Here is a 25082-nt window from a genome sequence, read left to right on the forward strand (position 1 = left end):
GTTCACGGTAGTACGCCGTTTTGGCCGAGCCGGGAGCCAGCTCGCTGGCCAGACCCAGCAGACGGTTGGTTTCGCCACTCATGGCGCTGGGGACGACCACCATCTGGTGACCGGCACGAGCCCACTTGGCCACGCGCTTGGCAACGTTGCGGATGCGCTCTGTCGAGCCCATCGAGGTGCCGCCGTATTTATGAACGATCAGTGCCATTGGATATCAGGGTGACGAAACTGCTTGCCACGGCGCTGTACGACAGAGGGATGCTTGTGCAAGCCAGGATGTTTGAGAGGACTGCGCATGAAGCGAAATGTCCGCCCGGACCCGTCTTGCGCAAGCCGTTTGGTTTTGGCGCGCCGCCGGTTTTCGTACAAAGTTGGACCAAAACTCGTCAATTGTACCAATCGAGCACCGACCCCAGCCGCCGCACAAAACCCCGCCCCATCTTGAGATGGATGCGGTGGCCTCGCGTAAGGCAAACGCCGATCTGCGCGAGCAGCTGATCGAGCTGCGCGGCACTGGGCGTGGTGGCATGCACGCTGCGCAGCCAGTGGCGCAGCACATTGGCCTGGCGCGCGGGGCTCAGCGCCTGCAAGGCGGTGATGCCGGGGGGGGTGCCGATGGCCGCCAGATCGGCCTGCGCCAACTCCTGCAGAAGCTCGGCCGCCTCGGCGCAATGCCGGCTGCTGCGCGCGAACGTGGCGCGAAACTGGGGAAAGGCCTGCTGCAGCGCGGGCAGCAACTGGGCGCGGATGCGATTGCGCGTATAGCGCGCGTCGGCATTGGTCGGGTCTTCCACCCACGCCTGGCCACGCGCCGCAAGCCAGTCACGCAGGACCTGGCCGGGCAGATCAAGCAGCGGTCGATGCCATTCGAGATCCGCCCTGCTCCACTGCGCCGGCATGGCGGCCAACCCGGCCACACCGGCGCCGCGAGACAGGGCCAGCAGCAGCGTCTCGACCTGGTCGTCCGCATGTTGCGCCAGCGCCATGCTGCGAACGGGCGGCAAGGGCTCTCCGCCAGCGCCCTGCAAAGGCCAGGGTTCGCGGGCGGCCTCTATCAGCGTTGCGTAGCGCAGCTGGCGTGCGGCGTCCTCAGGACTTTGGCCCGGCGCGTGGCGCGCGTCCACGCGGCGAATCTTCAAAGGAACAGCATGCTGCGCGCAGACTTTCTCGCACTGGCCGACAAAGGCATCGGCCGCCGACTGCAGACCGTGGTGCACATGGATGGCCACGACCTGGCCCGGCCAGCGCTCGGCGCAGGCCAGCAGCAGTGCCGTGGAGTCCGCACCGCCGCTGAAGGCCACGGCCAGCGGCAGTTGCGGCGCAAAGCGATGGATGGCCGCGTCCAAAGCGGCACCCGGTGCAGCACCTGGTGTCGCATCTGGCGCGGCTGCCGGAACATTGCGCAGCGGGTCGGTGATCGGAATTTCCACAGGCTTGGATCAGAGGTATCAGGACGCGGGCCAGGGATTGGCGCAAAAAGCAAACGGCTCCCAGGGGGAGCCGTTCAGTGTGCCAGAGCGTGGCGCAGGCCTTCAGCGGTTGTCGGCCTTGGTATCGGCGAAGCGGCCGTAGCTTTGCAGGCGCTCGTAACGGCGATCCTGCAGTTCCTTGGGCTTGAGGTCCGCCAGCTGGCGATAGGCATCGCCCAGCGCGCGCTTGAGGAAGGCGGCCATTTGCTTGGGGTCGCGGTGGGCGCCGCCCACGGGCTCGTTGACGATCTTGTCCACCAGGCCCAGGGCCTTGAGGCGGTGGGCCGTGATGCCCATGGCATCGGCCGCGTCCTGGGCCTTTTCGCCGGTCTTCCAGAGGATGGAGGCGCAGCCTTCCGGGCTGATCACGGAGTAGACGGCGTATTGCAGCATCAGCACCTGGTCGGCGACGGCAATGGCCAGGGCGCCGCCCGATCCACCTTCACCGATGACGGTGGTGATGATGGGGGTCTGCAGCTGGGCCATTTCGTAGATGTTGCGGCCGATGGCTTCGGACTGGCCGCGCTCTTCGGCTTCGATGCCGGGGAAGGCGCCAGGCGTGTCCACGAAGGTGAAGACCGGCAGGCCGAACTTTTCGGCCGTCTTCATGAGGCGCAGGGCCTTGCGGTAGCCCTCGGGGCGCGTCATGCCGAAGTTGCGCAGCGTGCGCTCCTTGGTGTCGCGGCCCTTCTGGTGGCCGATGACCATGCAGGAAATGCCATTGAAGCGCGCCAGCCCGCCCACGATGGACTGGTCGTCGGCGAAGTGCCGGTCGCCGTGCATCTCGATGAAGTCGGTGAAGCAGTCGCGCACATAGTCCAGCGTGTAGGGACGCTCGGTATGGCGCGCGATCTTGGTGATCTGCCAGGGCGAGAGGTCGCTGTAGATGTCCTTGGTCAGCTGCAGGCTTTTTTTGCTGAGCTGCTCGATCTCTTCCGAGATATCGACTGCGCTTTCGGTCTGCACGTAGCGCAGTTCCTCGATTTTGGATTCGAGCTCGGCGATGGGCTGCTCAAAATCCAGAAAGTTCTTTTTCGCCAACTTGTTTCTCCTTGTCCCAGCCAGGCACGGTGCATGCGTTCCGGCCGGAAAACGGGGGTTGATCGGGTGTGATCGGTTTGTCTTCAGGCTGCAGGCTGCGGTTCGAGCGAGCGCCAAATATACCAAGTCGCCACGGTGCACCACGGCTTCCAGGCCTCGGCAACCTCACGCGCCTCGCTGCGGCTGACGGGGTCGCCTGAAAAATAGTTCTGGCTGATGCCCGAGATCAGGCCTGCATCGTCCAGCGGCAGCACATTGGGCCGCTGCAGGTAGAAGATGAGGAACATCTCGGCGGTCCAGCGGCCCACGCCTCGGATGGACATGAGCTCGGCCACGATGGCTTCGTCACTCATGCCCTGCCAGTCGTCCTGGTGCAGGCGGTGCTCGGTGAAGTGCATGGCCAGGTCCACCAGGTAGTCCACCTTGCGGGCAGACAGGCCCACGGCGCGCATGTCGTCCACCTTGAGCTTGAGCACCAGGTCAGGCGCCATGCGGACGGGCAGGCGCGCGAACTTGTTCCACAGCGTCTGCGCAGCCTTCATCGAGATCTGCTGGCCCACGATGGAGCGCGCCAGCGTGGCGAAGGCATCGCCGCCGGGCTGCAGGGCCAGGTGGGCAAAGCGCGGGATCAGGCGCTTCATCACGCGATCGCGCCGCACCAGCTGGCGGCAGGCCTCGGCCCAGTAGGCCGGGGCACCCTCAGGCGGTGCGGGCAGGGATATCTTGGCCTTGGGAGCGGAGGCAGCGGCAGCGGCGGCCGCAGGCGCCGATCCTGCGCGCGCGCCCAGCGTCACCATCGGCAGCGGGGCCGGTTGCTGTTCGGGCACGGGCAGATCGGCCACCAACGGCAACTGCTCGAAATCCATGGTGTCCAGGGGTTTGGCGGAGGCCATCAAAGCACCTCCCCGCACCTGGCGCGGCACATCTGGCAAGGCATACGGATCAGCCCTTTGCGGCTGCCTCCCAGGTCGTGCCTGCGGGGGAGTCCTTGAGCACGATGCCCTGTTCCAGCAGCGCCTTGCGGATGCGGTCGGCCTCAGCCCAGTCCTTGGCCGCCTTGGCGGCTGCGCGTGCGGCAATCTGCGCCTCGATGGCGCCGGCATCCATCTCCGAAGTGCCTGCCTGCAGGAAGGCCTGCGGGTCGCCCTGCAGCAGCCCCAGGCAGCCGGCCAATGCCTTGAGCAGGCCCGCCGTCTCGGCACTCTTGCTGCGGTTGACTTCGGCAGCCAGCTCGAACAGCACGGCCACGGCCTCGGGCGTGCCGAAGTCCTCGTCCATGGCCGCCTTGAAGCGTGCGGCAGCGGGATGATTCCAATCGATGGCAACCTCGGCGGGCGCGACCAGGCTCAGCGCCGTGTACAGGCGCTTGAGCGCGCCGCGTGCGTCGTTCAGGTGCACGTCGCTGTAGTTCAGCGGGCTGCGGTAGTGGCTGCGCACGACGAAGAAGCGCACGGTCTCGGCGTCGTACTCCTTGAGCACGTCGCGGATGGTGAAGAAGTTGCCCAGCGACTTGGACATCTTCTCGTTGTCCACGTTGATGAAGCCGTTGTGCATCCAGACCTGCGAGAACGGCTTGCCGGTCGCGCCTTCGCTCTGGGCGATCTCGTTTTCGTGGTGCGGAAACTGCAGGTCGGCACCGCCGCCGTGGATGTCGAAGCTCTCGCCCAGCATCTCGCAGCCCATGGCCGAGCACTCGATGTGCCAGCCGGGACGGCCCACGCCCCAGGGGCTGGCCCACTTGACCTCTTCCGGCTCGGCGGGCTTGGCGCTTTTCCACAGCACGAAGTCCAGCGGATCCTGCTTGCCGTCCTGCACGGCCACGCGTTCGCCGGCCTGCAATTCGTCCAGCGACTTGCCCGACAGCTTGCCGTAGCCGGGGAATTTGCGCACGGCGAAGTTCACGTCGCCATCCGTGCCCTGATAGGCCAGGCCCTTGTCCTGCAGACGGCCGATCATGGACAGCATCTGCGGCACGTATTCGGTGGCGCGCGGCTCATGCGTGGGGCGCTCGATGCCCAGGGCGTCGGCGTCCTGGTGCAGGGCGTCGATCATGCGGTCGGTCAGCGAGCGGATGGTCTCGCCGTTCTCGACGGCGCGACGGATGATCTTGTCATCGATGTCGGTGATGTTGCGCACATAGGTCACGCGATGGCCGCTGGCACGCAGCCAGCGCTGCACCACATCGAAAGCGACCATGGAGCGTGCGTGTCCCAGGTGACACAGGTCGTACACGGTCATGCCGCACACATACATGCGCACATGGCCCGGTTCGATTGGCGAAAACGCTTCCAATGCACGCGACAGCGTGTTGTAGATACGCAAACTCATGGATGTTTATCAGGGGAGAAAGGGTCGCTGCAGGGGGCGCGTCCCACGCGCCGCCGGACCCTTGGCGCCGATGCAGGCATGCTCAGCAGGGAGCAGGAGCGGCAGGCGCAGAGCCCGTGTGACCCAGCACACCCCTCAGCTACAATTGACCGCAGTATAAGCCCGCGCCGCGGGGCATTCCCCCGAGGCCCCGAAAGCACCTACATGCCTCTACGCAACTCGTTTCGCTCCGCCCTGCGCCTCGCGGCACTGGCGGCCCTGCTCGCAACAGGCCACGCCCACGCCGACGACTATACGGAAGTGAATCAGTTGCTGCGCAACGGCAAGAGCACCCAGGCGCTGGCACGCGCCGATGCCTATCTGGCCAAGAATGCACGCGACCCGCAGATGCGCTTTCTCAAGGCGGTTGCACTGACCGACAGCGGCAAGACGGACGAGGCCATCGCCGCGCTGAACCAGCTCATCGAGGACTACCCCGAGCTGCCCGAGCCCTACAACAATCTGGCGGTCATCTATGCCGGCCAGAACCAGCTCGACAAGGCGCGCTCCGCGCTCGAATCCGCCGTGCGCAACAACCCCAACTACGGCGTCGCCTACGAGAACCTGGGCGACATCCATGCCCGCCTGGCCTACGAGGCCTACTCCAAGGCGCAAGGCCTGGATGGCCGCGCGGCCAGCGTGCGCCCCAAGCTCAAGCTGCTGCGCGACCTGCTGGCACCCGTCACCGCCGCCAAGTAGGCCCCCGGCCCACGCGCGCAGCCCTTGCGCCAGCGCGCATGCGGCGGTCGATCGGGTCTTGCCATGCCTGGCGCGCACCCGCAGGAACCTGCCCGGTTTTCCCCACTCCATCCCCCAGCCCTTTGGCTTTCACAGGAGATTCGCATGACCACACGCCGCATTGCGTCGCTTTCCCTGGCCGGCATGGCCCTGGCCGCTTCCCTTTTCACCGCCCTGCCCGCCATGGCGCAGAACGCCACGCCCAAGGTGCAGATCAAGACCAGCATGGGCGACATCGTGCTGGAGCTGAACGAAGCCAAGGCCCCCAAGACCGTGGCCAACTTCATGCAGTACGTGCGCGACAAGCACTATGACGGCACGGTGTTCCACCGCGTGATGGACGGCTTCATGATCCAGGGCGGCGGCATGGATGCCAGCCTCAAGGAAAAGCCCACGCGCGCGCCGATTCCGCTGGAGGCGGACAACGGCCTCAAGAATGACCGGGGCACCATCGCCATGGCGCGCACGGGCAACCCCAACTCGGCCACCTCGCAGTTCTTCATCAACGTGGTGAATAACGACATGCTCAACGCGCCCAAGCCCGATGGACACGGCTACGCCGTCTTCGGCCGCGTGGTCCAGGGCATGGATGTGGTGGACAAAATCCGCACGGTGGCCACGGGCAACCAGGGCATGCACCAGAATGTACCCACCAAGCCGGTGACCATCCTCTCGGCCACCGAAGTCAAGTAAACCGCACGCCGCGCCTTGCGTGGCACGCCCTTCCCCTCCATCCAACAAGGAATCGCCATGAGCAATCCCCAAGTCGAACTCCACATCGCCGACCACGGCGTCATCACCATCGAACTCGACGCCGCCAAGGCCCCGAAGAGCGCAGAGAACTTCCTGGCCTATGTGAACAAGGGCCACTACAACAACACCATCTTCCATCGCATCATCGATGGCTTCATGATCCAGGGCGGCGGCTTCGAGCCCGGCATGAAGCAAAAGGAGACGGACGCCCCCATCGAGAACGAGGCCAAGAACGGCCTGAAGAACGACAAGTACACCCTGGCCATGGCCCGTACCGGCGACCCGCACTCTGCCACCGCCCAGTTCTTCATCAACGTGGCCGACAACGGCTTCCTGAACCACACCTCGCCCAGCGCACAGGGCTGGGGCTATGCCGTGTTCGGCAAGGTGGTCAAGGGCACCGAGATCGTGGACAAGCTGCGTGGCGTGAAGACCGGCCGCAACGGCGGCCACCAGGACGTGCCCAAGGATGACGTGATCATCGAAAAGGCCGTGGCCCTGTAATCAGGCGCTTGCGCACACGGGGCGGCCGTGCCCTTTCGGGTCCGGCCGCCCTGTTGTCCATGCGCATGGCACCAGGCCGTGCGCATGGACAACAGACCCGCTCCAGAGCCGTCCCAAGGCTCCTACAGCCCTTCATGCAGCGCCCTTGCCGGGTGCCCCGTCCCATGGCCCAGACCGCCGCGCCCCGCCTTCTTCCCGTGCCGCCCATTGCGGCCGAGTGGACACTGCCTGCGGGCTGGCGCACGCTGGAGTTCATCTCGGACCTGCACCTGCAGGCCAGCGAGCCCGCCACCGTGCAGGCCTTCCTGAACTACCTGGCCGCCACGCGGGCCGATGCCGTCTTTCTGCTGGGCGACCTGTTCGAGGTCTGGGTGGGTGACGACGCCCTGCTGGAGCCGGGCAGCTTCGAGGCCGAATGCGCCACCGCCATGCGCGCGGCAGCCACCCGCACGCCGCTGTTCTTCATGCAGGGCAACCGCGACTTCCTGACCGGCGCGCAGTTCGATGCGCTGTGCGGCACGACCACGCTGACCGATCCCACCGTGCTTGACTGCGGCGACCAGCGCATCCTGCTCAGCCATGGCGATGCCCTGTGCCTGGACGATGTGGACTACCAGCGCTTTCGCGCCATGGCCCGCTCGGCGGCCTGGCAGGCCGGCTTCCTGGCCCAGCCGCTGCAGGTGCGCCGCGACCAGGCACGCGGCATTCGGCAGGAGAGCGAATCGCGCAAGCGGGAATCGGACGGCCATGGCGCCGCCATGCCCACCTATGCCGACCTTGACGCGCAGGCCACCCGCAGCTGGCTGCATGCCGCAGGTGCCACCACCCTGATCCACGGCCACACGCACCGCCCGGCCGACCATGACCTGGGCGATGGCCTGCGGCGCATCGTGCTCAGCGACTGGGATCTGGCGGCGCCCGTGCCCCGCGCCGAGGTGCTGCGCTGGGAGCGCGGCATGGGCCTGCAGCGCCTGCCGCTGGCCGATGTTCTTGAACAGGCCAGCCCGCCATGAACCTTTGGCAGCAACTGGGCCGCTGGGCCCGCAGACTGGGCCGCCGCGCACGCTCCACGGTGTCGCCGGTGCCCGAGATTCCCGCGCCGCTGTGGCTGTCCACGCTGGCCGCCTACCCTTTTCTCGCGTCGCTGACGCTGGAGGAGCAATCCAAGCTGCGCGCCCTGGCCGCCGTCTTCCTGCAGCGCAAGCGCTTCCACGGCGCCCACGGCCTGCAAGTGAGCGATGCCATGGCGCTGGAGATTGCCGCCCAGGCCTGCCTGCCCCTGCTGCACTGGGGCGAGCCGCAGGGCGCGCTGTCCTGGTATGACGACTTTGTCGGCATCGTGGTGCACCCGGGCGATGCCGTGGCGCGGCGCCAGAGCATGGACGAGGCCGGCGTCATCCACGACTACGACGAAGTGATCATGGGCGAGGCCATGCATGGTGGCCCCGTCATGCTCAGTTGGCAGGCCATTGGCGCAGGCCGCGGGCCGCATGCCAGCCACCACGGTCACGGCGGCCAGGTAGCCAACGTGGTGATCCATGAATTCGCCCACAAGATCGACATGCGCAACGGCGGTGCCGACGGCTGCCCGCCCCTGCCGCCCGGTTTCATGGGCAGCGGCTCCGCGCGCCAGGCCCGCGAGATATGGCAGGCCGCCTGGGCGCCGGCCTACGACGCCTTCCGTGAGCAGATCACCATCGCCGAACGCTTTGGCGGCGAATGGCCCTGGCTGGACGGCTATGGCGCCACGGCGCCCGCCGAATTCTTCGCCGTGGCCTGCGAGGCCTTCTTCGTGGACCGCGCCCGCTTTGCCCTGGAATTTCCCACGCTGGCGCCGCTGCTGGCTGCGCTCTTCAAGCCGGCCACCAGTCAATCCTGATCGGAGCAAACCTCCTTCAGCGCCTGGGCGAACAGGCGCTGCTCCTCGTACTGCCCGCCCGCCTTGCGCTCGAACAGGGTGATGGGTGGCAGGGTCCAGCCAAAACGGTGGCGCACGATGCCCACGCCCGCGATGCGCACCAGTTCCTCGGCAATGTCGGCCGGCACGATGGACACGGCCCGCTCATTGGCCGCCACCAGCTCGCCGATCACCTTGGCCGAGAGCGTTTCCACAAACGGCGGCGGCGGCTCCACGCCCGCGCGCAGAAAAAAGTCGGTGATCTGCTCGCGCATGGGCGTGCGGCGCTGGCCCAGCACCCAGTCAAGCCCCGTGAGTTCGGCCCACTGCAGAGGTCGGCGCCCCAGCCGCGTGGCCAGGCTGCGGTGGGCGATCAGGCGTGGCTCCTGCTCATAAAGCACGCTGTGCCGTATGCCGCTCATGTCCAGCACGGCCGAGGCGCGGCCAATCACGCAGTCCAGCTCATGTGCGCGCAACTTTTGCAGCAGGCGGTCGCTGGTGTCCTCATGCAGCGTGACCGTGATGCGCCGGCCTTGCGGCCGCGTCCTGCCGATGGCATCGGCCAGCATGCGCGCCGGCAGAAAGGGGATGACACCCACCTGCAGGTGCGCCGCACGCTGCTGCCCCACGGCCTCGATGTCGTGGGCCCAATGGTCCAGATCGGCCAGCATGCCCCGGGCGCGCGCCAGCACCAGCGCGCCCAGCTCCGTAGGCTCCATGCCGCGCGCAGAACGCAGGAACAGCGGCGCGCCGAACAATGACTCCAGCTCGGCCAGGGCCTGGGTCACGGCGGGCTGGCTGGTGGCCATGCGCTCGGCCACGCGGGTCAGCGTGCCCAGCTCGCTGATGGAGCGCAGCAGCAGCAAATGCTTCATCTTCAGGCGCGTGGCCATGCGGTGGGCCAGTTGGGCAGCGGTCGATGCAGTGCGGTTTTGCGGCATGGATTCAGGTGTGGCGCGTCATAAGCAAAACCATATTGAACAATAAAAACAAACGAATTTCTGCTTATGCATGCGTTCCAGAATTCCGGCGTCTTGCACACCCAAAACGAAAGGACCAGGCAGACCATGGATGGCATGTTTTTCATCATCGCGCTGGGCGCGGCGGCGGCCGGATTCGTGCAGGGCCTGTCGGGCTTTGCCTTCGGCATGGTGGCCATGTCGTTCTGGGCCTGGGTGCTGGAGCCGCGCGATGCGGCCGTGCTCACCGTCTTCGGCTCGCTGCTGGGCCAGGTGCTGTCGGCCATCACCGTGCGGCGCGGGTTTGCGCTGGCAAAGCTGCTGCCCTTCATCCTGGGCGGTCTGGCCGGCATTCCGCTGGGCGTCTTGCTGCTGCCGCACCTGGACATGGCCTGGTTCAAGGCCCTGCTCGGCGGCATGCTGGTGCTGTGGTGCCCGGTGATGCTGCTGTCGGCCCGGCTGCCCAGGCTGGCACGCGGCGGCCGCCTGGCCGATGGTGCCGTCGGCCTGGCGGGCGGCGTGATGGGCGGACTGGGTGGCTTCACGGGCACGCTGCCCACGCTGTGGTGCACGCTGCGCGGCTACCCCAAGGATGAGCAGCGCTCCGTCATCCAGAACTTCAACCTGTCCATGCTGGCCGTGACCATGGCCACCTACCTGGGCACCGGCATGGTCACGCGCAGCATGCTGCCGCTGTTCGCCATCGTGGCGCCGGCCATGCTCATTCCATCGCTGCTGGGCTCCAGGCTCTATATCGGTATCAGCGAGGCACGGTTCCGGCAGATCGTGCTGGGCCTGCTGTGCCTGTCCGGCGTGGCCCTGCTGGCGTCTTCCGTGCCCGTACTTTTGCAGCGCGTGGCCTGAGCGCGCCGCGCGCCAACACTCCATCGGCTAACGGCAGTCAACTATGTGAACCTCTGGCACACGCCGCGCTATGCTTAATCGTATATTACGAACTGCACCAGCCCATCCATGAGAGGCCTTCCGATGTTGACGCCCCCCTTCAAACTCAGCGCAGGCGGCATGGCCGCCCTGGGCGCCGCCGTGTCGGCCGGCGCGTTGCAGTCCGGGGACGGCCAGTGCTGCGGGCACGACCATGTCCGCGAAGAGCATGGCGGCGCAGCGCACGCCCAGGCGCGCACCCGGCTCTACCAGCTGGACACGCATCTGCACTGCTCGGTGATAGGCACCTGCCTGAGCCCGGCCGAGCTGCGCAAGCTGATGGGCCGGCACATGGATATCAAGGGCAAGACCGACCTGGAACTGCACCACCAGGCCGTGGGCCTGGCGCATGAGAACGGCGACCTGTCCAAGGCCATCCACAAGGCGCTGGACCAGCGCCATGCCGCCGTGATCAAGGGCTTTGCCGCCGCCCAGGACGAGGCTGCACTGGAGGCCGCGTGGAAGCAGGCCTGGCAGCAGGGCGAGATTCCGGGCGCCTACTGGGCCTTGCTCACGCACAAGTGCACCAGCTTTGCGCTGCGGCAAATGGCCTTTGGCGAGTGCACATGCTGTCGCACCTGATGGGATCGGCCAACCGGCATGAACTCAAGCGCTTCGTGGCACTGGAAAAGGAAAACCTGGAACTGCAGGACAAGCTGGAACGCGAACGCCAGCGCCACCACCAATCCCAGCTCGAACGTGATGCGCTGGCCGGCCAGCTGCGCCAGCAGTCCCTGGACTTCGAAGCCCGCCTGTCGCAACTCAGGGCAGGGACAGCCCCTGGAGGCGAGACCCGCCCCGCCGATGCCGGCGCCCTGGTCGGCATGCACACCGAACGGCGCGAGCGTGCAGAACGCGCTGCCGAACAGGCCTGGGCCGAGGCTGGCCGCCTGCAGCAGATGGCCGAGCAATTGCAGCAGCGCGTGCAATGGCTGGCCGAGGAACTGGCCGCCGCCGAAAAGGAACTGCATCGCGCCGCCACCCAGCCCCAGGCCCCCGATGCCGCGCAGCAGCAGGCGCTGCAGGGCCGCAAGCTGCTCTACGTGGGCGGGCGCCCCAGCTCCACCCCCGCCATACGCGACCATGTACAGCGCCATGGCGGCGAGTTCCTGCACCACGACGGCGGGCTGGAGACGCGCAAGGGCCTGCTGGCCGCGCAGCTGCCGCGCGTCGACCTGGTGGTGTTCCCCGTGGACTGCGTGGACCATGATTCCGTGGTCAACCTCAAGCGCCTCAGCGAGCGGCATGGCGTGCCCTTCATCGCGCTGCGCACGGCCAGCCTGGCCAGCTTCGCGGCCACCGTGGCGCGCGAGTTGGCACCGCCCGACGCGGGAACCTGCACCACCAGCGCATCACACTTTTGCCTGCGCCACGGTTGATGGTGCCGCATGGCGCGGGCCCAGCGCCGGGCCTTGTGTTTTCAGGATTCCATCAGTACCTCAGTACCTCAGTACCGCGCATCGGCCGGCTTCTTGTCCTTGGGCCAGTCCTTGTGCTTGTTGGCAAAGTCCGGGCGCGGCTGGTGGCTGAAGTACTCGGCCACGTCCACGGCCTCCTGGTCGCTGAGGCCGCCCTGGCCCAGCGGGAAGTTGCCATGGAAGGCGATGGGCATGTTGCGCTTGACGAAGGCCGCTGCCGTGTAGGTGCGCGCCATGCCCGCGCCGATGTTGAAGGACTCGTCACCCCACAGCGGCGGATAGACCCACTGTCCCTTGGCATTCTTCACGCCCTCGCCCTCGCCGCCATGGCAGACCGCGCACTGGGCCGCATAGACCTTCTTGCCGTTGTCCACGTTGGGCACGATGGACTGGCTGATCTTGCCCACGCCCCGGCCTTCGACCTTGTCTTCGGGTTTGGTTTCGCGGCGCATCCAGTCGAAGTAGGCCACCATGGCCTTGATCTCGTCGGACTCCAGCGGCAGAGGCTTGCCGTTCATGGAGCGCAGGAAGCAGCCATTGATGCGGTCCTCCAGCGTGATGACGCGGCCCGCGCGCGGCGCATAGCCGGGGAAGAAGGCCGAGACACCAATGTAGGGCGAGCCATCGGCCACCGTGCCCGCGTTCAGGTGGCAACTGGCGCAGTTCAGCGCATTGCCCACATTCCTGGGCAGCAGGTCACGCGTCTCTATGTTCAGGCGGGCGCCGTAGACCAGTTGCTTCGCGTTGGATTCGTCCAGCACGGCGGCCAGGCGCGGCGTCTCGAAGGGGCGTGCGCTTTCGCCCTTGGCATCGAGCTGCTTGCGCATGGATTGCACCTCCTTGGCATGGATCTCGCGCGCATCGGCACGGCCCCAGCTCTTGCGGGCGAAGTTGAGGATGTCGGCGATCTCCGCATCCTTGAGCTGTGCGAAGGCCGGCATGGTCAGCGGCCGTGCATGGCTTTGCGTGACGGGCGCCTTCCAGCCCACCAGCATCAGATGGATCAGGGTGGACGGGTCCTGCGACTGCAGCGAGAAATTGCCTGCCAGTGGCGGGAACACGTCCTTCACGCCACCGCCATCGGCACGGTGGCAGTCGGCGCAGAACTGCAGATAGCCCAGGCCGCCCCGGCTGGCGTAGAGATCGGCAGGCACGTCGGAAGACACTGCCGACGTGGCGGACGGCGCATGCACGGAGGCCTGCGACGCCGGATGCGGGGCGATGACCGGCCCCGGCCCCTGGGCCACCTGCATGGGCAGATCGTTCTTGCCTGCGGGCAGTGACTTCAAATAAGTGCCAATGGCCAGCAGGTCCTCATCGCTCATGTACTGCGTGCTGTGCTGCACCACATCGACCATGTTGCCGGAGACCGTGCCGTGGCTGTTGCGCCCGGTCTTGAGCAACTGGGCGGTTTCCTCGGGTGTCCACAGATTGCGCAGGCTCAGCGCGCGCCAGTTCTCCACGGTCTCGCCGGCCAGGAAATACTCGCCCTTGCTGCCCTCGCCGGTCATGGTCTTTTCCTGGAAGCCCACGCCGCGCGGCGTATGGCAGGCGCCACAGTGGCCCAGGCCCTGCACCAGGTAGGCACCCCGGTTCCACTGGGCAGTTTGCTGCGGTTGGGGCTGGAAGGGCGTGTCATCCAGAAACACCCAGTTCCACAGCGCCAGGCCCCAGCGCTGGTTGAAGGGAAAGCCCAGGTCGGACTCCTTGTTGGCCGCCTTCACGGGCGCCACGCCCTGCAGCAGATAGGCGTACAGGGCCTGCATGTCCTCGGCCGTCATCTTGGCGTAGGAGGGATAGGGCATGGCCGGGTACATGTTGCGGCCATCGGCCGCGACGCCCTTGCGCATGGCGCGGTCGAACTGCTCGAAGCTGTATTTGCCCATGCCCGTATCGGCGTCGGGCGAGATATTGGTGGAATAGATCTTGCCGAATGGCGTCTCCAGCGCCAGCCCACCACCCATGGGCTGGGATTTATTGCCGGTGTGGCAGGCAACGCAATCGCCCAGGCGTGCGATATATCGGCCGCGATCGACCAGGGTTCTTTGCTCCGCCGTCAGGTCCGCTGCGTAATCGGCAGGCAGGTCATCAATGATTTGTGGCATTTGCGCATGGTCCACTCCGGGCGCCGGCGCCGAAATGGCCAGTTGCCAGGCTGCGGCCGATAGCGCGGCCACGCACAGCAGGCCTTGCTTGAGCGAGAGTTTCATCGTCTTCGATCCACTGAAATGAATTATTATTGAAAGAGGCAAAAATGGATATTGACGAGATATTCAACCCAACGCCTGCAGCCATTGCAGCAAATGATCATCTCTTTGCGCAATATCTTCTTATATATACGAATTCTAGTGGTATCTCCCTATTTTTTCCATGCAAGCCGACGAAAACGATAAGCCAATAGCGCATTTAACGCAGGCTTAATCAATGCAGGGAAAAAGCGCGCGCAGCCGCATCGGGCGCACACGAAAAAGCGGCCCGCAAGGGGCCGCTGATTTCACCGTCGGTGTATCCGTCAGTGTATGGGGTGGCGGCTCGCCCGCCGGGCTCAGGCCGCCTGGCTGCAGCGGCGCGCCGCCTGCGCCACGCTGTGCGCGTCCACGCCAAAGTGGCCGCGCAACGCGGCACGCGTGTCACTTCGGCCAAAGCCGTCCGTGCCCAGGGTGAGGAATCGCCTGCCTGCGGGCAGGAAGGCGCGCACGGTCTCGGGCACGGCGCGCACATAGTCGGTGGCGGCAATCACCGGGCCCTGCGTGCCGTCCAGCAGTTGGGCGATCCAGGGCTGGCCAGGCGCCTCACCTGCCAGCATGCGCTGCTCGCAGGCCACGCCATCGCGCGCCAGTTCGCTCCAGCTGGTCACGCTGACCACGGTGGCGGCCATGCCCTCGCTGGCCAATTGCTCGGCGGCCTTGAGCACTTCGGTGAGGATGGCGCCCGATCCCAGCAAGGTGACATGCTGCGTGGCACGGCCCGCATCGCCAAAGCGGCCGAACACATAGCCGCCGCACATCACGCCTTCGGCCGCGCCCGGTGGCAGGTCGGGCTGGGCGTAGTTCTCGTTCATCAGGGTGATGTAGTAGAAAACGTCGCGCTGCTCGACCAGCATCTCGCGCATGCCGGCGTCCAGTATCACGGCCAGCTCGCCCGCATGCGCGGGGTCCCAGGCCTTGCAGTTGGGAATGGTGGCCGCCACCAGATGGCTGGAGCCGTCCTGGTGCTGCAGGCCTTCTCCGCCCAGCGTGGTGCGGCCCGAGGTGGCGCCCAGCAGAAAGCCGCGCGCCCGCTGGTCGGCCGCCGCCCAGATGGCGTCGCCCACGCGCTGGAAGCCGAACATGGAGTAGTAGATGTAGAACGGCAGCATGGCCAGGCCGTGCACGCTGTAGCTGGTGGCCGCCGCCGTCCAGCTGGCGATGGCGCCGGCCTCGCTGATGCCCTCCTCCAGGATCTGGCCGTCCAGTGCCTCGCGGTAGGACAGCACGGAGCCGATGTCCTCGGGCGCGTAGCGCTGCCCCAGGCTGCTGTAGATGCCCACCTGCTTGAACAGGTTGGCCATGCCGAAGGTGCGCGCCTCGTCCGCCACGATGGGCACGATGCGCGGACCCAGCTGCGCGTCCTTGAGCAGGCCGCCCAGCATGCGCACGAAGGCCATGGTGGTGCTCATCTCCTTGCCGGCAGGCGCCAGCGCGAACTGCGCGTACTGCTCCAGGCCGGGCACGGGCACGCGGTCGCACACCGTTTCGCGGCGCGGCAGTGCGCCGCCCAGGGCCGTGCGGCGATCGCGCAGGTACTGCATCTCGGCGCTGTCATCGGCAGGTTTATGGAAGGCCAGGCCCTTGGCCTGCTCGTCACTGAGCGGCAGGTTGAAGCGGTTGCGGAACTCGATCAGGTCGGACTCGTCCAGCTTCTTCTGGCTGTGCGTGGTCATCTTGCCCTGCCCGGCCGATCCCATGCCGTAGCCCTTCTTGGTATGGGCAAGGATCACCGTGGGCTGGCCGCGATGGGCGGCAGCCGCTGCATAGGCCGCATGGATCTTCACCAGGTCATGGCCGCCGCGCTTCAAGCGGTCGATCTGCTCGTCCGTCAGACCCTGGGCCAGGGCGGCGAGCTCGGGGTTCTGTCCGAAGAAATGCTCGCGGTTGTAGCGTCCGTCCTTGGCGGCGAAGGTCTGCATCTGCCCGTCCACCGTGCCGCCCAGCGTGCGTGCCAGGGTGCCGGTGAGGTCGCGCGCAAACAGCCCGTCCCAGTCGCTGCCCCACAGCAGCTTGACCACGTTCCAGCCCGCGCCGGCAAACAGCCGCTCCAGTTCATCGACGATGCGGCCGTTGCCGCGCACCGGGCCGTCCAGACGCTGCAGATTGCAGTTGACCACCCAGACCAGGTTGTCCAGCCCCTCGCGCGCGGCCAGCGTCAGGGCGCTCATGCTTTCGGGCTCGTCCATCTCGCCGTCGCCAAACACGCCCCAGACCTTGCGCTCCTGGCAGTCCAGCAGGCGGCGGTGCGTGAGATAGCGCATGAAGCGCGCGTGGTAGATGCTGCTGATGGGGCCTATGCCCATGGAGCCCGTCGGGAACTGCCAGAAATCGGGCATCAGCCAGGGATGCGGATAGCTGGACAGGCCCTGCGCGCCTGCAGCCGGCGCGCTGATCTCCTGGCGGTAGTGCTGCAGGTCCTGCTCGCTCAGCCGCCCTTCCAGGAAGGCCCGCGCATACACGCCGGGCGCGCTGTGCGGCTGGAAGAACACCAGGTCGCCCCGGTGCTGGCCCGGCTCAAGTCCCTCCCGGGCATGGAAGAAATGATTGAACCCGGTCTCGAACAGGTCGGCCGCGCTGGCATAGCTGGCAATATGGCCGCCCAGCTCGCCATAGGCCTGGTTGGCGCGCACCACCATGGCCAGCGCGTTCCAGCGCATGATGGACGCCAGCCGCTCCTCGATGGCCAGGTCGCCCGGAAACACCGGCTGCTGCTGCGCCGCCACGCTGTTCACATAGGGCGTGTTCAGGTCAGGCTGCCAGCCCAGGCGCTGCTCGCGCGCCATGCGCGCCAGCTCTTCCAGCACGAAGCGCGCGCGCTGCGGACCTTCTGTGGCGACCAGGGCCAGAAAGGCCTCGCGCCATTCGGCGGTTTCCTGGGGATCGGTATCGATATCGGCCAGCGCGGCCAGTGGCGTGGGTGCGTTCATGTCCGCCACTTTAGGACTGGCAGGCCGGCATGAGCAGCCGTTCATGGATAAGGAAAACGCCATATTCCAGCATTTCATGCCGGTATCTACATAAAATCCAGCAGATGAAACTGGACACCATCGACTTGCGCATTCTGGCCGAGTTGCAAACGGACGGCTCGCTGTCCAACGTGGAACTGGCGCGGCGCGTGCATCTGTCGCCCTCGCCATGCCTGGCGCGCGTCAAGGCGCTGGAGAAGGCCGGCGTGATCGCGCGCTATGTGGCGCTGGCCAATGCGTCGGCGCTGGGGCTGGGGCTGAATGTGTTCATCAACATCAGCCTCAAGTCCCAGGCCAAGGAATCGCTGGCCGACTTCGAGCGCCGCATTGCCGAGCACGACGAGGTCATGGAGTGCTACCTGATGAGCGGCGACGCCGACTACCTGATCCGCGTGGCGCTGGCCGACATCGGTGCGCTGGAGCGCTTCATCGTGGAGCAGCTCACCCCGATTCCGGGCATAGAGAAGATCCGCTCCAGCTTCACGCTCAAGCAGGTGCGGTACAAGACCGCCCTGCCCCTGCCGGCCGCAGGCTGAGGCGGATGGAGGCTGGCCTCAGCCCGCAGGCTTGGCCATCTCGCCGGTGGCGATGCGGCGGCGCAGCTCGCCCAGCACGGCCTTGAGGCGGCGCTCGTTGTCCAGGCCCATGCGCACCAGCATCTTCTGGCCGCTGGACAGGGCCTGCAGCTCAGGGTCGGCGTATTCGTAGCGTACCCAGGGCTGGATGGAGGGCACCTCGCCCTCCACCTTGGTCAGCCGTACCTGCACCGGGCCTGCGGGCTCGGGCGCGGCGCGCAGGTGGTCTATGACGGCAATGAGGCGATCGTTGAAATAGCGGCTGGGATAGCCCAGGTCTTCATAGGCAGTCTGGAACAGGGGGTACAGCCGGGCATAGAGCTTGACGGCCCCGTCCATGGGAATGGACTCGGCAAAGGCCACGAAGGCCTTGTAGCGTGCGGCGTTGGCGGGGGCGATGGCCTGCGCCTCACCAGCCTCTGCCGCGCCCTCCACCGTGAAACGCTGAGGCGCCGGGTGCACGGGCCAAAGCCGTGCAGGGGCCTGGGAGCGGGTCAGGTTGTCCACGGTGGCCACGGCGCGGCGCACAAAGCCGTCCATCTGCAGAAAGCTGCCAGCCTTGTCACGGCCCAGCAGGCCGTTGAGGGCCTGGGTGACATGGGCGTCGGAGTCCTGCAGCGCGGGCAGGCCGGAGGCGGGTTGCTCCAGCGCATCGACAGGGTTCTGGGGCTCGGTCAGCTCGGGCGCGGGGACGGGTTCAGGTTCGGAGGGCTGGGTGGACTGGGCGGGCGCCTGCGCCACTTCCGGCGGCGCCTCGGGCACGGGGGCGGGACGCCACCAGTACCACCAGGCCGCGCCCCCCAGGGCGGCAGCCGCCAGCACCGCTGCGGCGATGCCGAAAGCCGATGGGCCGGAGGATCTGGCGCGGGGGCGGAAGTCTTGGGGATCGCGTTCTGGCATGGATGGGTCCTTTGGCTTGGGCAGGGGCTGGCAGCTCAGTCGCCGCAGGACGTGCGACAGCAAAGCACAACCAGGGTTCCCCGGCTTTGCTGACACCAGCCCCTGCCTTGTGTTTATAAGCCGCCGCGCTCTCTGCACAGGCCATCGTGCGCGCCCGGCAACAAGGCGTTACCCGGCTTACCCGACCGTCTCAGCCCTGCGTGCCCAGATCCTGGAGCCAGGCCATGGCGGCCTGCAGCTCGTCGGGGCGGATCTCATGCATGCTCGGGTACTCGTGGTAGCTCAGTTGCAGCGGCAGGCGCTGCACGTGGCTGCGAATGGCGTGGGCGCTGGTCAGCGGAATGACGTTGTCGTAGGTGCCGTGGCTGACCCAGAGCGACTTGCCGTCAAAGGCCGCGTCAGGCGCCTGGTGCGGCAATGCCTCGGGCAGCAGGCGGCTGTGCCAGCACATGGCGGCGCGCAGCAGCGCGGGCTGGGTCAGCAGCAGGCTGAGCGCCATGATGCCGCCCTGGCTGAAGCCGCCCGCCACGGTTCGCTGGGCAGGGATGTCCAGCCGCGCTCCGGCCTGCTGCACGGTCTGGGCCACCAGGGCGCGGCTGTGCTCTTCCTGCGATGCGTGGATGTGGCGCGTGCCGTTGGCATCCACCGTGAACTGGAACCAGGCATGGGCTGAGGGACCCATGGAAAACGGAGCGCGCAGGCTGAGCACGTGGAACTGCGGCGGCACGAACGATGCGAGGCCGAACAGATCCTGCTCATTGCTGCCAACGCCATGCATGAGCACCAGCAGCCAGGGCTGCTGCCCCGGTGCGGGTTGTGCGGGGCGCTCCAGCGCCACCAGAGGCAGGTCGATCATCACGGACTCCTTGGTTTTTTAGCGATTTCCAGGACCGGGGTGGTCCCGGGCAACGCGCCATTGTGGCGCCTCGCCAAGTCCGCGGCAGCAGGAGGTTATGCCGCCTGCAAATCCTCGAAGGCCATCGCATCCATGGCCAGGATGGAATACATGACTTCGCGGCTCAGATACCGTGGCCGCGCTGTCGCGCCGGCCGCGCCCAGCGCGAAGTACAGCGGCATGAAGTGCTCTTCGCTGGGATGGGCGCGCCGGGCCGAAGGCGCGCGGGCGCGGTAGTCCAGCAGCGCGGGCAGGTCCTGCGCCTGCAGGCGCGATTCGATCCAGCGGCTGAAGTCCTGCACGTAGGGCGAGGAGGCGCTGGAGCCGCCGACGGCATGGTCGTCCTGCAGGCCATCCTGGCTGCGCAGGGCCTGCACGGCGTCGTCCACCCGCACCGTGGCCTCGCCCGTGCCGCCCCGGAATTCGCCCAGGTTGTGCGTCATGCTGCCGGAGCCGACGATGAGCACGCCCTCATCGCGCAAGCCCGCCAGGGCCGCGCCCAGCGCATGGGTTTCGGCCGGCCCGGCGGAGGCAGGCAGGGACAGCTGCACTACGGGCAGGTCGGCATCCGGCAGCAAATGCATCAGCGGCACCCAGGCGCCGTGGTCGAAGGGCCGCTGCGCGTTGGCGGTGGAGGCAATGCCTGCGGCCTGAAGGCGGTCCATGACTTCCTGCGCCAGCTGGGGCGCGCCAGGGGCCGGGTACTGCAGTTCGTAGAGCGCGGGCGGAAAGCCGCCGAAGTCATGCCAGGTGGTGGGCGTGGCACCGGTCATGACTTCCACGCCGTGCGACATCCAGTGCGGCGACATGACGACCACGCCGCGCAGCGGGCCGTGGGCCTGGCGCAGCGCCCTGCCCCATTGCGCGAGCACAGGGCCGGTTTCACCCGGCTCCAGCGCGAACATGGGCGAGCCGTGGGAGACATAGAGCACGGGCAGCCGGGCACCGGCAGCGGAGGAAACCCGGGAAGAGTGGGGAGCGTGGGAGTCTTGCATTCCCCTAATGTAGGGACGCCCGGGCGCCGCGCCAAGCCGCCAGCGGCAGCACACATTGTTGCGCTGGCCGGGTCAATCCGGATCAATCGTCGCGCGGGCGCCCGCGCAGGGCCTTGGTGGCGCCGTGCCGGCTCTTGCTTTCCAGGCGGCGCCGCTGCGACCCCAGCGTAGGCCGGGTGGCGCGGCGCAGGATGGGCTCGGGATAGGCGGCGGCCACCAGCACGTTGAGCCGCTGCAGCGCGGCGCGCAGGTTCTGCTCCTGCGTGCGGTATTGCTGGGCCTTGATGACGACCACGCCCTCGTTGGTGATGCGGCCGTCGCGCAGGGCCAGCAGGCGCTGCTGCACGGCCTCGGGCAGGCGCGAGGCGCGCACGTCAAAGCGCAGGTGCACGGCGCTGGAGACCTTGTTCACGTTCTGGCCGCCCGCGCCCTGGGCGCGCATGGCGGTCCACTGCACCTCGTGCAGCTCGATGGGCCGCATGCGCTCAGGCATCCAGCGCAGCGGCCAATGCCGCCACAAAGGCATCGGGACGCTCATGCATGACCCAGTGGCCCGCGGCGGGCACCAGCGCCAAGCCGCGGAAGTCGCGCGTATGGCGTGCAAAGGCCTGGGCCAGCTCCTGCATCATCGGGCCCGGGTAGAGCGCGTCGTGCTCGCCATAGATGGCCCATACGGGGCCGTCCACGGCCTGCAGGGCACGCGCCAGCACGTCGGTGTGCGAGAGGCGGCGGCGCGGAAGGCGGTCACGCTCCACGTTGAGCACATGCAGGGTCAGCGTGTCCTCGTCGATGAGGCTGGCGTCATGCAGCATCAGCGCCTGCAGGTTGTAGCGGTGGGCCACGGCCTGCGCCTCGGGCGTGGCCAGGTGGCGCCAGCCCTTGAGCCGCACGGCCAGGCCCTTGCCCACGCCCATGCCGGGCGCCCCGGCCAGCACCAGGCGCCGCGCCAGCGTGCCGTCGGCGGCGGCCAGCATGCCGGCCGTCATGCCGCCAAAAGAGAAGCCGACCAGATCACACAGCGGGGCGGCGGGCACACCGCCATCGGCCAGCAGTTGCCGCAGGCCCTGGCGCAGCGGCTCGACCAGGGTGTCGGCATCCTGGCCGCCCGGCACCCCATCGGAATCGCCAAAGCCCGGCAGGTCGGGTATCCACAGCTGGCGACCCTGGGCCAGCAGCGCGTCCATGCAGCGCAGCCAGTGCGTCCAGCTGCCGCTGCCGCCGTGCAGCATGACGATGGGCAGCTCGCCCGCGCGTGCCTCGCCCCAGACATGCCAGACCATGTGGCCGTCTTCGGGCTGCGCGGCAGACAGCGGCGTGGTCAGGCGCCGCGCCTGGGCGCGCAGGCGCTCAATGGCGGCGGGCGTATTCACCACTGGGCCACGGCGTCAATGGCCAGGCCGTAGCCGGCCACGCCAAAGCCGCACATCACGGCGCGCGCGGCGGCCGACAGGTAGGAGTGGTGGCGGAAGCTCTCGCGCGCATGCACGTTGCTGATGTGCAACTCCACCAGCGGCACGCCCGTGCCCTTGACGGCATCCAGCAGGGCCACGCTGGTGTGGGTGTAGGCGGCGGCGTTGAAGATCAGGCCGGCCAGGCGGCCTTCGGCGTGCACACGGCCGGCTTCGTGGACCCAGTCCACCAGTTCGCCTTCGTGGTTGCTCTGGCGGAACTCCAGCCCCAGCCCGTAGCGCGCGCAGGCAGCTTCGCACAGCGCACGCACATCGGCCAGGGTCTGGGAGCCATAGATGGCGGGTTCACGCAGGCCCAGCAGGTTCAGGTTCGGGCCATTGAGGACATAGACGGTTTTCACGGCGGGGACACTCCAGGTTTCCAACGGGCTGGATTATGCGGGCCATCCCCGGCCCGGTCTTGGCGCAGGCACCACGGAAAAAGCCGCCCCAAGGGGCGGCAAGAGTCGGTTCAGCGCGGTTCAGCTCAGATCAACGGCGCCAGTGGCCATGCCCGTGGCCATGGCCATGGCCATGGCCATGGCGGTACTCGCCACGGTATCCACCCCGGTAGCCGCCACCATAGCCGTATCCATAGCCGGGAACGACCACGACGGGCGGAGCACGGTAGACGGCGCGCGGCGCGTAGTAGACCGGCGGCGGGGGCGCGTAGTAGATGGGCTGGGGCGGTGCCACATAGACGGGGGCAGGCGCGACATAGACGGGCGGGCCATACATGCCCGGCGAATTCAGGCTGATGGACCATTGCACATCGCCCCGGGCCTGGGCGGCGCCCGAAGCCATGAGGGCGGCCAGGGCCAGGCCGGCTGCTGCTGCTTTTGCAACCCACGGGGAAGCTGTCGTTGTCATGGTGTCTCTCCTCGAAGTTGGACAGGCGTGGCAGGCATTGCCGCTGGTGCCGCCTTCCCGCACTTTGGCACAGGGGGACGGCATACGCCCTGCATTCTCAACGCGCGAGAGGGGTCTACGGATGGCAGGCTTTTCTACAAGTTTGTTTCCAAATGCCTCAACCCTTGGCTGGCGCGGCTGTCCGAAAGCCGTCCGGAGCGGGTCTGCAGGCGGGCGCCTACAATGCTGCGATGAGCTCTGCTGACGCCTCCCCCATCTCCAAAGATCCGGTCAAACCGAGTAACTTTTTGCGCCAAATCATCGAGGCCGACCTGGCCAACGGTACCCACGCCCAGCGCCGCTGGGGTGGAAGCCCCGGTGATGGCGACCACCACAACCAGGGCCAGGTGGACGTGGCGAAGATCCGCACACGCTTCCCGCCCGAGCCCAACGGCTACCTGCACGTGGGCCACGCCAAGGCCATCTGCCTGAACTTCGGCCTGGCGCGCGACTACGAAGGTGCCTGCCACCTGCGTTTCGACGACACCAATCCCGAGAAGGAAGACCAGGAGTACGTGGACAGCATCATCGATGCCGTCCATTGGCTGGGCTTCGGCTGGAAGGAAGCCGACGGCCACGAGAACCTGTACTTCGCCAGCAACTACTTCGACTTCATGTACCGCGCAGCCGAGTACCTGATCGAGCAGGGCCTGGCCTATGTGGACGAGCAAAGCGCCGACGACATGAAGGCCAACCGCGGCGATTTCTCGCGCCCCGGCGTGGACAGCCCGTTCCGCAGCCGCACGGTGGCCGAGAACCTGGCGCGCTTTCGCGAAATGCGCGACGGCAAGCTGCCCGATGGCGCTGCCGTGCTGCGCGCAAAGATCGACATGGCATCGCCCAACATCAACCTGCGCGATCCCGCCATCTACCGCGTGCGCCATGCCGAGCACCACAACACCGGCAACCAGTGGTGCATCTACCCGATGTACACCTTCGCCCATCCCATCGAGGACGCGCTGGAGCACATCACCCACAGCATCTGCACGCTGGAGTTTGAGGACCAGCGCCCGTTCTACGACTGGCTGCTGGACCATCTGCGCGAAGGCGGCCTGATCGCCGCCCCGCAGCCGCGCCAGTACGAGTTCTCGCGCCTGCACCTGACCTATGTGATCACCAGCAAGCGCAAGCTCAAGCACCTGGTGGACAACGGCATCGTCAGCGGCTGGGACGATCCGCGCATGCCCACCATCGTCGGCCTGCGCCGCCGTGGCTACACGCCCCAGAGCATCCAGGCCTTCTGCGAGCGCATCGGCGTGACCAAGGACTACGCCTGGATCGACTACTCCACGCTGGAAGGCTGCCTGCGCGAGGACCTGGAGAACCAGGCCCATCGCGGCATGGTGGCCCTGGACCCGCTCAAGCTGGAGCTGACCAACTGGGCCGAGGTCTTCGGCAGCGCCGAGCACCTGGAAGCCTGCGAGCTGCCCGCCCTGCCCCACGCCGCCGAAGGCCAGCAGGTGCCGGTGCGCCGCTTCACACTGGGCCGCGAGGTGTGGATCGAGCGCGAGGACTTCGCCGAAGTGCCGCCCAAGGGCTATAAGCGCCTGTTCCCGGGCAACAAGGTGCGCCTGAAGGGCGGCTACGTGATCGAGTGCACGGGCTGCGAGAAGGATGCCGAGGGCAACGTCACCAAGGTGCTGGCCACCGTGGTGCCCGACACCAAGAGCGGCACGCCGGGTGCGGACAGCGTCAAGGTCAAGGCCGCCATCACCTGGGTGGGCGTGGCCGACGGCGTGCAGGCCGAGGTGCGCCTGTACGACCGCCTGTTCACCGACCCGCAGCCCGATGCGGGCGGCAAGGACTTCCTGACGCTGCTCAACCCGGAAAGCCTCAAGGTGGTGACCGCCTATGTGGAGCCTTCGCTGGCCAACGCGCAGCCTGACGACAAGTTCCAGTTCGAGCGCTTCGGCTACTTCGTGGCCGACCGCAAGGACCACACACCGGGCAAGCCCGTGTTCAACCGTGCAACGGGTCTCAAGGACTCCTGGGGCAAGTAGGCGCATGGCCCGCTGACGGGCACCTGCACCGCTGCTCCCCGAAGATGGCCCACCATC

The 25082-nt window shown here is 67.2% G+C and carries 25 protein-coding genes (1 of these 25 cut by a window edge); 10 read left to right on the forward strand and 15 right to left on the reverse strand.

What is annotated here, in order from left to right; all coding sequences use genetic code 11:
- The 5 genes from DELCS14_RS20530 to cysS all read right to left on the reverse strand — a co-directional run.
- Positions 1–208, reverse strand: the 5' end (the start) of a protein-coding gene (locus DELCS14_RS20530) for an aspartate kinase (RefSeq protein ID WP_012204430.1). 1058 nt of this gene lie to the left of the window's left edge; 208 of the gene's 1266 nt are visible here — the first part of the coding sequence; it begins with the start codon at positions 206–208; its stop codon lies beyond the left edge, outside the window.
- Between the two features lie 178 nt (positions 209–386).
- Positions 387–1346 (reverse strand): tRNA lysidine(34) synthetase TilS, encoded by a 960-nt coding sequence (tilS, locus tag DELCS14_RS20535; protein ID WP_013803371.1) that lies wholly within the window; start codon positions 1344–1346, stop codon positions 387–389.
- A gap of 186 nt (positions 1347–1532) precedes the next feature.
- Positions 1533–2510: an acetyl-CoA carboxylase carboxyltransferase subunit alpha gene (locus DELCS14_RS20540; RefSeq protein ID WP_012204428.1), complete on the reverse strand. Its 978-nt coding sequence runs from the start codon at positions 2508–2510 to the stop codon at positions 1533–1535.
- Between the two features lie 83 nt (positions 2511–2593).
- Positions 2594–3403: a DNA-3-methyladenine glycosylase gene (locus DELCS14_RS20545; RefSeq protein ID WP_013803372.1), complete on the reverse strand. Its 810-nt coding sequence runs from the start codon at positions 3401–3403 to the stop codon at positions 2594–2596.
- Positions 3404–3452: 49 nt separating this feature from the next.
- On the reverse strand, positions 3453–4838 hold the full coding sequence (cysS, locus tag DELCS14_RS20550) for a cysteine--tRNA ligase (RefSeq protein WP_013803373.1): 1386 nt from the start codon (positions 4836–4838) through the stop codon (positions 3453–3455).
- Positions 4839–5042: 204 nt separating this feature from the next.
- On the opposite strand from cysS, the gene DELCS14_RS20555 reads away from it, so the two are divergent.
- The 5 genes from DELCS14_RS20555 (at position 5043) to DELCS14_RS20575 (ending at position 8751) form a co-directional block, all read left to right on the forward strand.
- On the forward strand, positions 5043–5576 hold the full coding sequence (locus tag DELCS14_RS20555; protein ID WP_013803374.1) for a tetratricopeptide repeat protein: 534 nt from the start codon (positions 5043–5045) through the stop codon (positions 5574–5576).
- Positions 5577–5720: 144 nt separating this feature from the next.
- Positions 5721–6308: a peptidylprolyl isomerase gene (locus DELCS14_RS20560; RefSeq protein WP_013803375.1), complete on the forward strand. Its 588-nt coding sequence runs from the start codon at positions 5721–5723 to the stop codon at positions 6306–6308.
- 57 nt (positions 6309–6365) lie between these two features.
- Positions 6366–6872 (forward strand): peptidylprolyl isomerase, encoded by a 507-nt coding sequence (locus tag DELCS14_RS20565; protein WP_013803376.1) that lies wholly within the window; start codon positions 6366–6368, stop codon positions 6870–6872.
- Positions 6873–7036: 164 nt separating this feature from the next.
- Positions 7037–7885 carry a UDP-2,3-diacylglucosamine diphosphatase gene (locus DELCS14_RS20570; RefSeq protein ID WP_013803377.1) on the forward strand — a complete coding sequence of 283 codons (849 nt, stop codon included), beginning with the start codon at positions 7037–7039 and terminating at the stop codon, positions 7883–7885.
- Positions 7882–8751: a M90 family metallopeptidase gene (locus DELCS14_RS20575; RefSeq protein ID WP_013803378.1), complete on the forward strand. Its 870-nt coding sequence runs from the start codon at positions 7882–7884 to the stop codon at positions 8749–8751. The genes DELCS14_RS20570 and DELCS14_RS20575 overlap by 4 nt, the downstream gene beginning before the upstream one ends.
- Here DELCS14_RS20575 and DELCS14_RS20580 read toward each other — a convergent pair.
- A complete protein-coding gene (locus tag DELCS14_RS20580) occupies positions 8742–9710 on the reverse strand; it encodes a LysR family transcriptional regulator (RefSeq protein WP_013803379.1) in 969 nt (322 codons plus the stop codon). The two genes, DELCS14_RS20575 and DELCS14_RS20580, sit on opposite strands and share 10 nt — an antisense overlap.
- Before the next feature lie 126 nt (positions 9711–9836).
- On the opposite strand from DELCS14_RS20580, the gene DELCS14_RS20585 reads away from it, so the two are divergent.
- The 3 genes from DELCS14_RS20585 (at position 9837) to DELCS14_RS29585 (ending at position 12049) form a co-directional block, all read left to right on the forward strand.
- Positions 9837–10592, forward strand: a complete 756-nt coding sequence (locus DELCS14_RS20585) for a sulfite exporter TauE/SafE family protein (protein ID WP_216595204.1) — start codon at positions 9837–9839, stop codon at positions 10590–10592.
- 123 nt (positions 10593–10715) lie between these two features.
- Positions 10716–11252 carry a hypothetical protein gene (locus DELCS14_RS29580; protein WP_049801436.1) on the forward strand — a complete coding sequence of 179 codons (537 nt, stop codon included), beginning with the start codon at positions 10716–10718 and terminating at the stop codon, positions 11250–11252.
- Complete coding sequence (locus DELCS14_RS29585) at positions 11237–12049, forward strand: DUF2325 domain-containing protein (protein WP_049801437.1); 813 nt, start codon at positions 11237–11239, stop codon at positions 12047–12049. Before DELCS14_RS29580 ends, DELCS14_RS29585 begins: the two co-directional genes overlap by 16 nt.
- A gap of 68 nt (positions 12050–12117) precedes the next feature.
- Here the strand turns inward: DELCS14_RS29585 and DELCS14_RS20595 are convergent, their stop codons facing one another.
- Complete coding sequence (locus tag DELCS14_RS20595) at positions 12118–14298, reverse strand: c-type cytochrome (protein WP_013803381.1); 2181 nt, start codon at positions 14296–14298, stop codon at positions 12118–12120.
- Between the two features lie 335 nt (positions 14299–14633).
- Positions 14634–17264, reverse strand: a complete 2631-nt coding sequence (gene mdeB / locus DELCS14_RS20600) for an alpha-ketoglutarate dehydrogenase (RefSeq protein ID WP_013803382.1) — start codon at positions 17262–17264, stop codon at positions 14634–14636.
- Between the two features lie 104 nt (positions 17265–17368).
- Here mdeB and DELCS14_RS20605 point away from each other — a divergent pair, with 104 nt between their 5' ends.
- Positions 17369–17839: an Lrp/AsnC family transcriptional regulator gene (locus DELCS14_RS20605; RefSeq protein WP_012204416.1), complete on the forward strand. Its 471-nt coding sequence runs from the start codon at positions 17369–17371 to the stop codon at positions 17837–17839.
- Positions 17840–17857: 18 nt separating this feature from the next.
- Here the strand turns inward: DELCS14_RS20605 and DELCS14_RS20610 are convergent, their stop codons facing one another.
- From DELCS14_RS20610 to DELCS14_RS20640, 7 genes are all read right to left on the reverse strand, one after another.
- The gene (locus DELCS14_RS20610) at positions 17858–18778 is read right to left on the reverse strand and encodes a DUF3014 domain-containing protein (protein ID WP_013803383.1); all 921 of its coding nucleotides are present in this window, start codon (positions 18776–18778) and stop codon (positions 17858–17860) included.
- 190 nt (positions 18779–18968) lie between these two features.
- Entirely contained in the window at positions 18969–19634 is a 666-nt protein-coding gene (locus DELCS14_RS20615) for a phospholipase (protein WP_013803384.1), read from the reverse strand.
- Between the two features lie 95 nt (positions 19635–19729).
- Positions 19730–20668: a class III extradiol ring-cleavage dioxygenase gene (locus tag DELCS14_RS20620; protein ID WP_013803385.1), complete on the reverse strand. Its 939-nt coding sequence runs from the start codon at positions 20666–20668 to the stop codon at positions 19730–19732.
- An 82-nt stretch (positions 20669–20750) separates the two neighbouring features.
- A complete protein-coding gene (gene arfB / locus DELCS14_RS20625) occupies positions 20751–21161 on the reverse strand; it encodes an alternative ribosome rescue aminoacyl-tRNA hydrolase ArfB (protein WP_013803386.1) in 411 nt (136 codons plus the stop codon).
- Positions 21154–22038: an alpha/beta hydrolase gene (locus DELCS14_RS20630; protein WP_013803387.1), complete on the reverse strand. Its 885-nt coding sequence runs from the start codon at positions 22036–22038 to the stop codon at positions 21154–21156. The genes arfB and DELCS14_RS20630 overlap by 8 nt, the downstream gene beginning before the upstream one ends.
- Positions 22035–22478: a type II 3-dehydroquinate dehydratase gene (aroQ, locus tag DELCS14_RS20635; RefSeq protein WP_012204410.1), complete on the reverse strand. Its 444-nt coding sequence runs from the start codon at positions 22476–22478 to the stop codon at positions 22035–22037. Before aroQ ends, DELCS14_RS20630 begins: the two co-directional genes overlap by 4 nt.
- Positions 22479–22608: 130 nt before the next feature.
- Complete coding sequence (locus DELCS14_RS20640; protein ID WP_013803388.1) at positions 22609–22986, reverse strand: hypothetical protein; 378 nt, start codon at positions 22984–22986, stop codon at positions 22609–22611.
- Between the two features lie 230 nt (positions 22987–23216).
- Here DELCS14_RS20640 and DELCS14_RS20645 point away from each other — a divergent pair, with 230 nt between their 5' ends.
- On the forward strand, positions 23217–25025 hold the full coding sequence (locus tag DELCS14_RS20645) for a glutamine--tRNA ligase/YqeY domain fusion protein (RefSeq protein ID WP_013803389.1): 1809 nt from the start codon (positions 23217–23219) through the stop codon (positions 25023–25025).
- Positions 25026–25082 lie beyond the last annotated feature (57 nt).

It is taken from the genome of Delftia sp. Cs1-4, from assembly GCF_000214395.1.
Lineage (GTDB): Bacteria > Pseudomonadota > Gammaproteobacteria > Burkholderiales > Burkholderiaceae_C > Comamonas > Comamonas acidovorans.

Excerpts from the sequence above, each read along its gene's own strand:
- DELCS14_RS20545 (WP_013803372.1), bottom strand. The coding sequence starts at position 3,403 with ATGGCCTCCGCCAAACCCCTGGACACCATGGATTTCGAGCAGTTGCCG.
- cysS (WP_013803373.1), bottom strand. The coding sequence starts at position 4,838 with ATGAGTTTGCGTATCTACAACACGCTGTCGCGTGCATTGGAAGCGTTT.
- DELCS14_RS20555 (WP_013803374.1), top strand. The coding sequence starts at position 5,043 with ATGCCTCTACGCAACTCGTTTCGCTCCGCCCTGCGCCTCGCGGCACTG.
- DELCS14_RS20560 (WP_013803375.1), top strand. The coding sequence starts at position 5,721 with ATGACCACACGCCGCATTGCGTCGCTTTCCCTGGCCGGCATGGCCCTG.
- DELCS14_RS20565 (WP_013803376.1), top strand. The coding sequence starts at position 6,366 with ATGAGCAATCCCCAAGTCGAACTCCACATCGCCGACCACGGCGTCATC.
- DELCS14_RS20570 (WP_013803377.1), top strand. The coding sequence starts at position 7,037 with ATGGCCCAGACCGCCGCGCCCCGCCTTCTTCCCGTGCCGCCCATTGCG.
- DELCS14_RS20575 (WP_013803378.1), top strand. The coding sequence starts at position 7,882 with ATGAACCTTTGGCAGCAACTGGGCCGCTGGGCCCGCAGACTGGGCCGC.
- DELCS14_RS20580 (WP_013803379.1), bottom strand. The coding sequence starts at position 9,710 with ATGCCGCAAAACCGCACTGCATCGACCGCTGCCCAACTGGCCCACCGC.
- DELCS14_RS20585 (WP_216595204.1), top strand. The coding sequence starts at position 9,837 with ATGGATGGCATGTTTTTCATCATCGCGCTGGGCGCGGCGGCGGCCGGA.
- DELCS14_RS29580 (WP_049801436.1), top strand. The coding sequence starts at position 10,716 with ATGTTGACGCCCCCCTTCAAACTCAGCGCAGGCGGCATGGCCGCCCTG.
- DELCS14_RS29585 (WP_049801437.1), top strand. The coding sequence starts at position 11,237 with ATGCTGTCGCACCTGATGGGATCGGCCAACCGGCATGAACTCAAGCGC.
- DELCS14_RS20595 (WP_013803381.1), bottom strand. The coding sequence starts at position 14,298 with ATGAAACTCTCGCTCAAGCAAGGCCTGCTGTGCGTGGCCGCGCTATCG.
- mdeB (WP_013803382.1), bottom strand. The coding sequence starts at position 17,264 with ATGAACGCACCCACGCCACTGGCCGCGCTGGCCGATATCGATACCGAT.
- DELCS14_RS20605 (WP_012204416.1), top strand. The coding sequence starts at position 17,369 with ATGAAACTGGACACCATCGACTTGCGCATTCTGGCCGAGTTGCAAACG.
- DELCS14_RS20610 (WP_013803383.1), bottom strand. The coding sequence starts at position 18,778 with ATGCCAGAACGCGATCCCCAAGACTTCCGCCCCCGCGCCAGATCCTCC.
- DELCS14_RS20615 (WP_013803384.1), bottom strand. The coding sequence starts at position 19,634 with ATGATCGACCTGCCTCTGGTGGCGCTGGAGCGCCCCGCACAACCCGCA.
- DELCS14_RS20620 (WP_013803385.1), bottom strand. The coding sequence starts at position 20,668 with ATGCAAGACTCCCACGCTCCCCACTCTTCCCGGGTTTCCTCCGCTGCC.
- arfB (WP_013803386.1), bottom strand. The coding sequence starts at position 21,161 with ATGCCTGAGCGCATGCGGCCCATCGAGCTGCACGAGGTGCAGTGGACC.
- DELCS14_RS20640 (WP_013803388.1), bottom strand. The coding sequence starts at position 22,986 with ATGACAACGACAGCTTCCCCGTGGGTTGCAAAAGCAGCAGCAGCCGGC.
- DELCS14_RS20645 (WP_013803389.1), top strand. The coding sequence starts at position 23,217 with ATGAGCTCTGCTGACGCCTCCCCCATCTCCAAAGATCCGGTCAAACCG.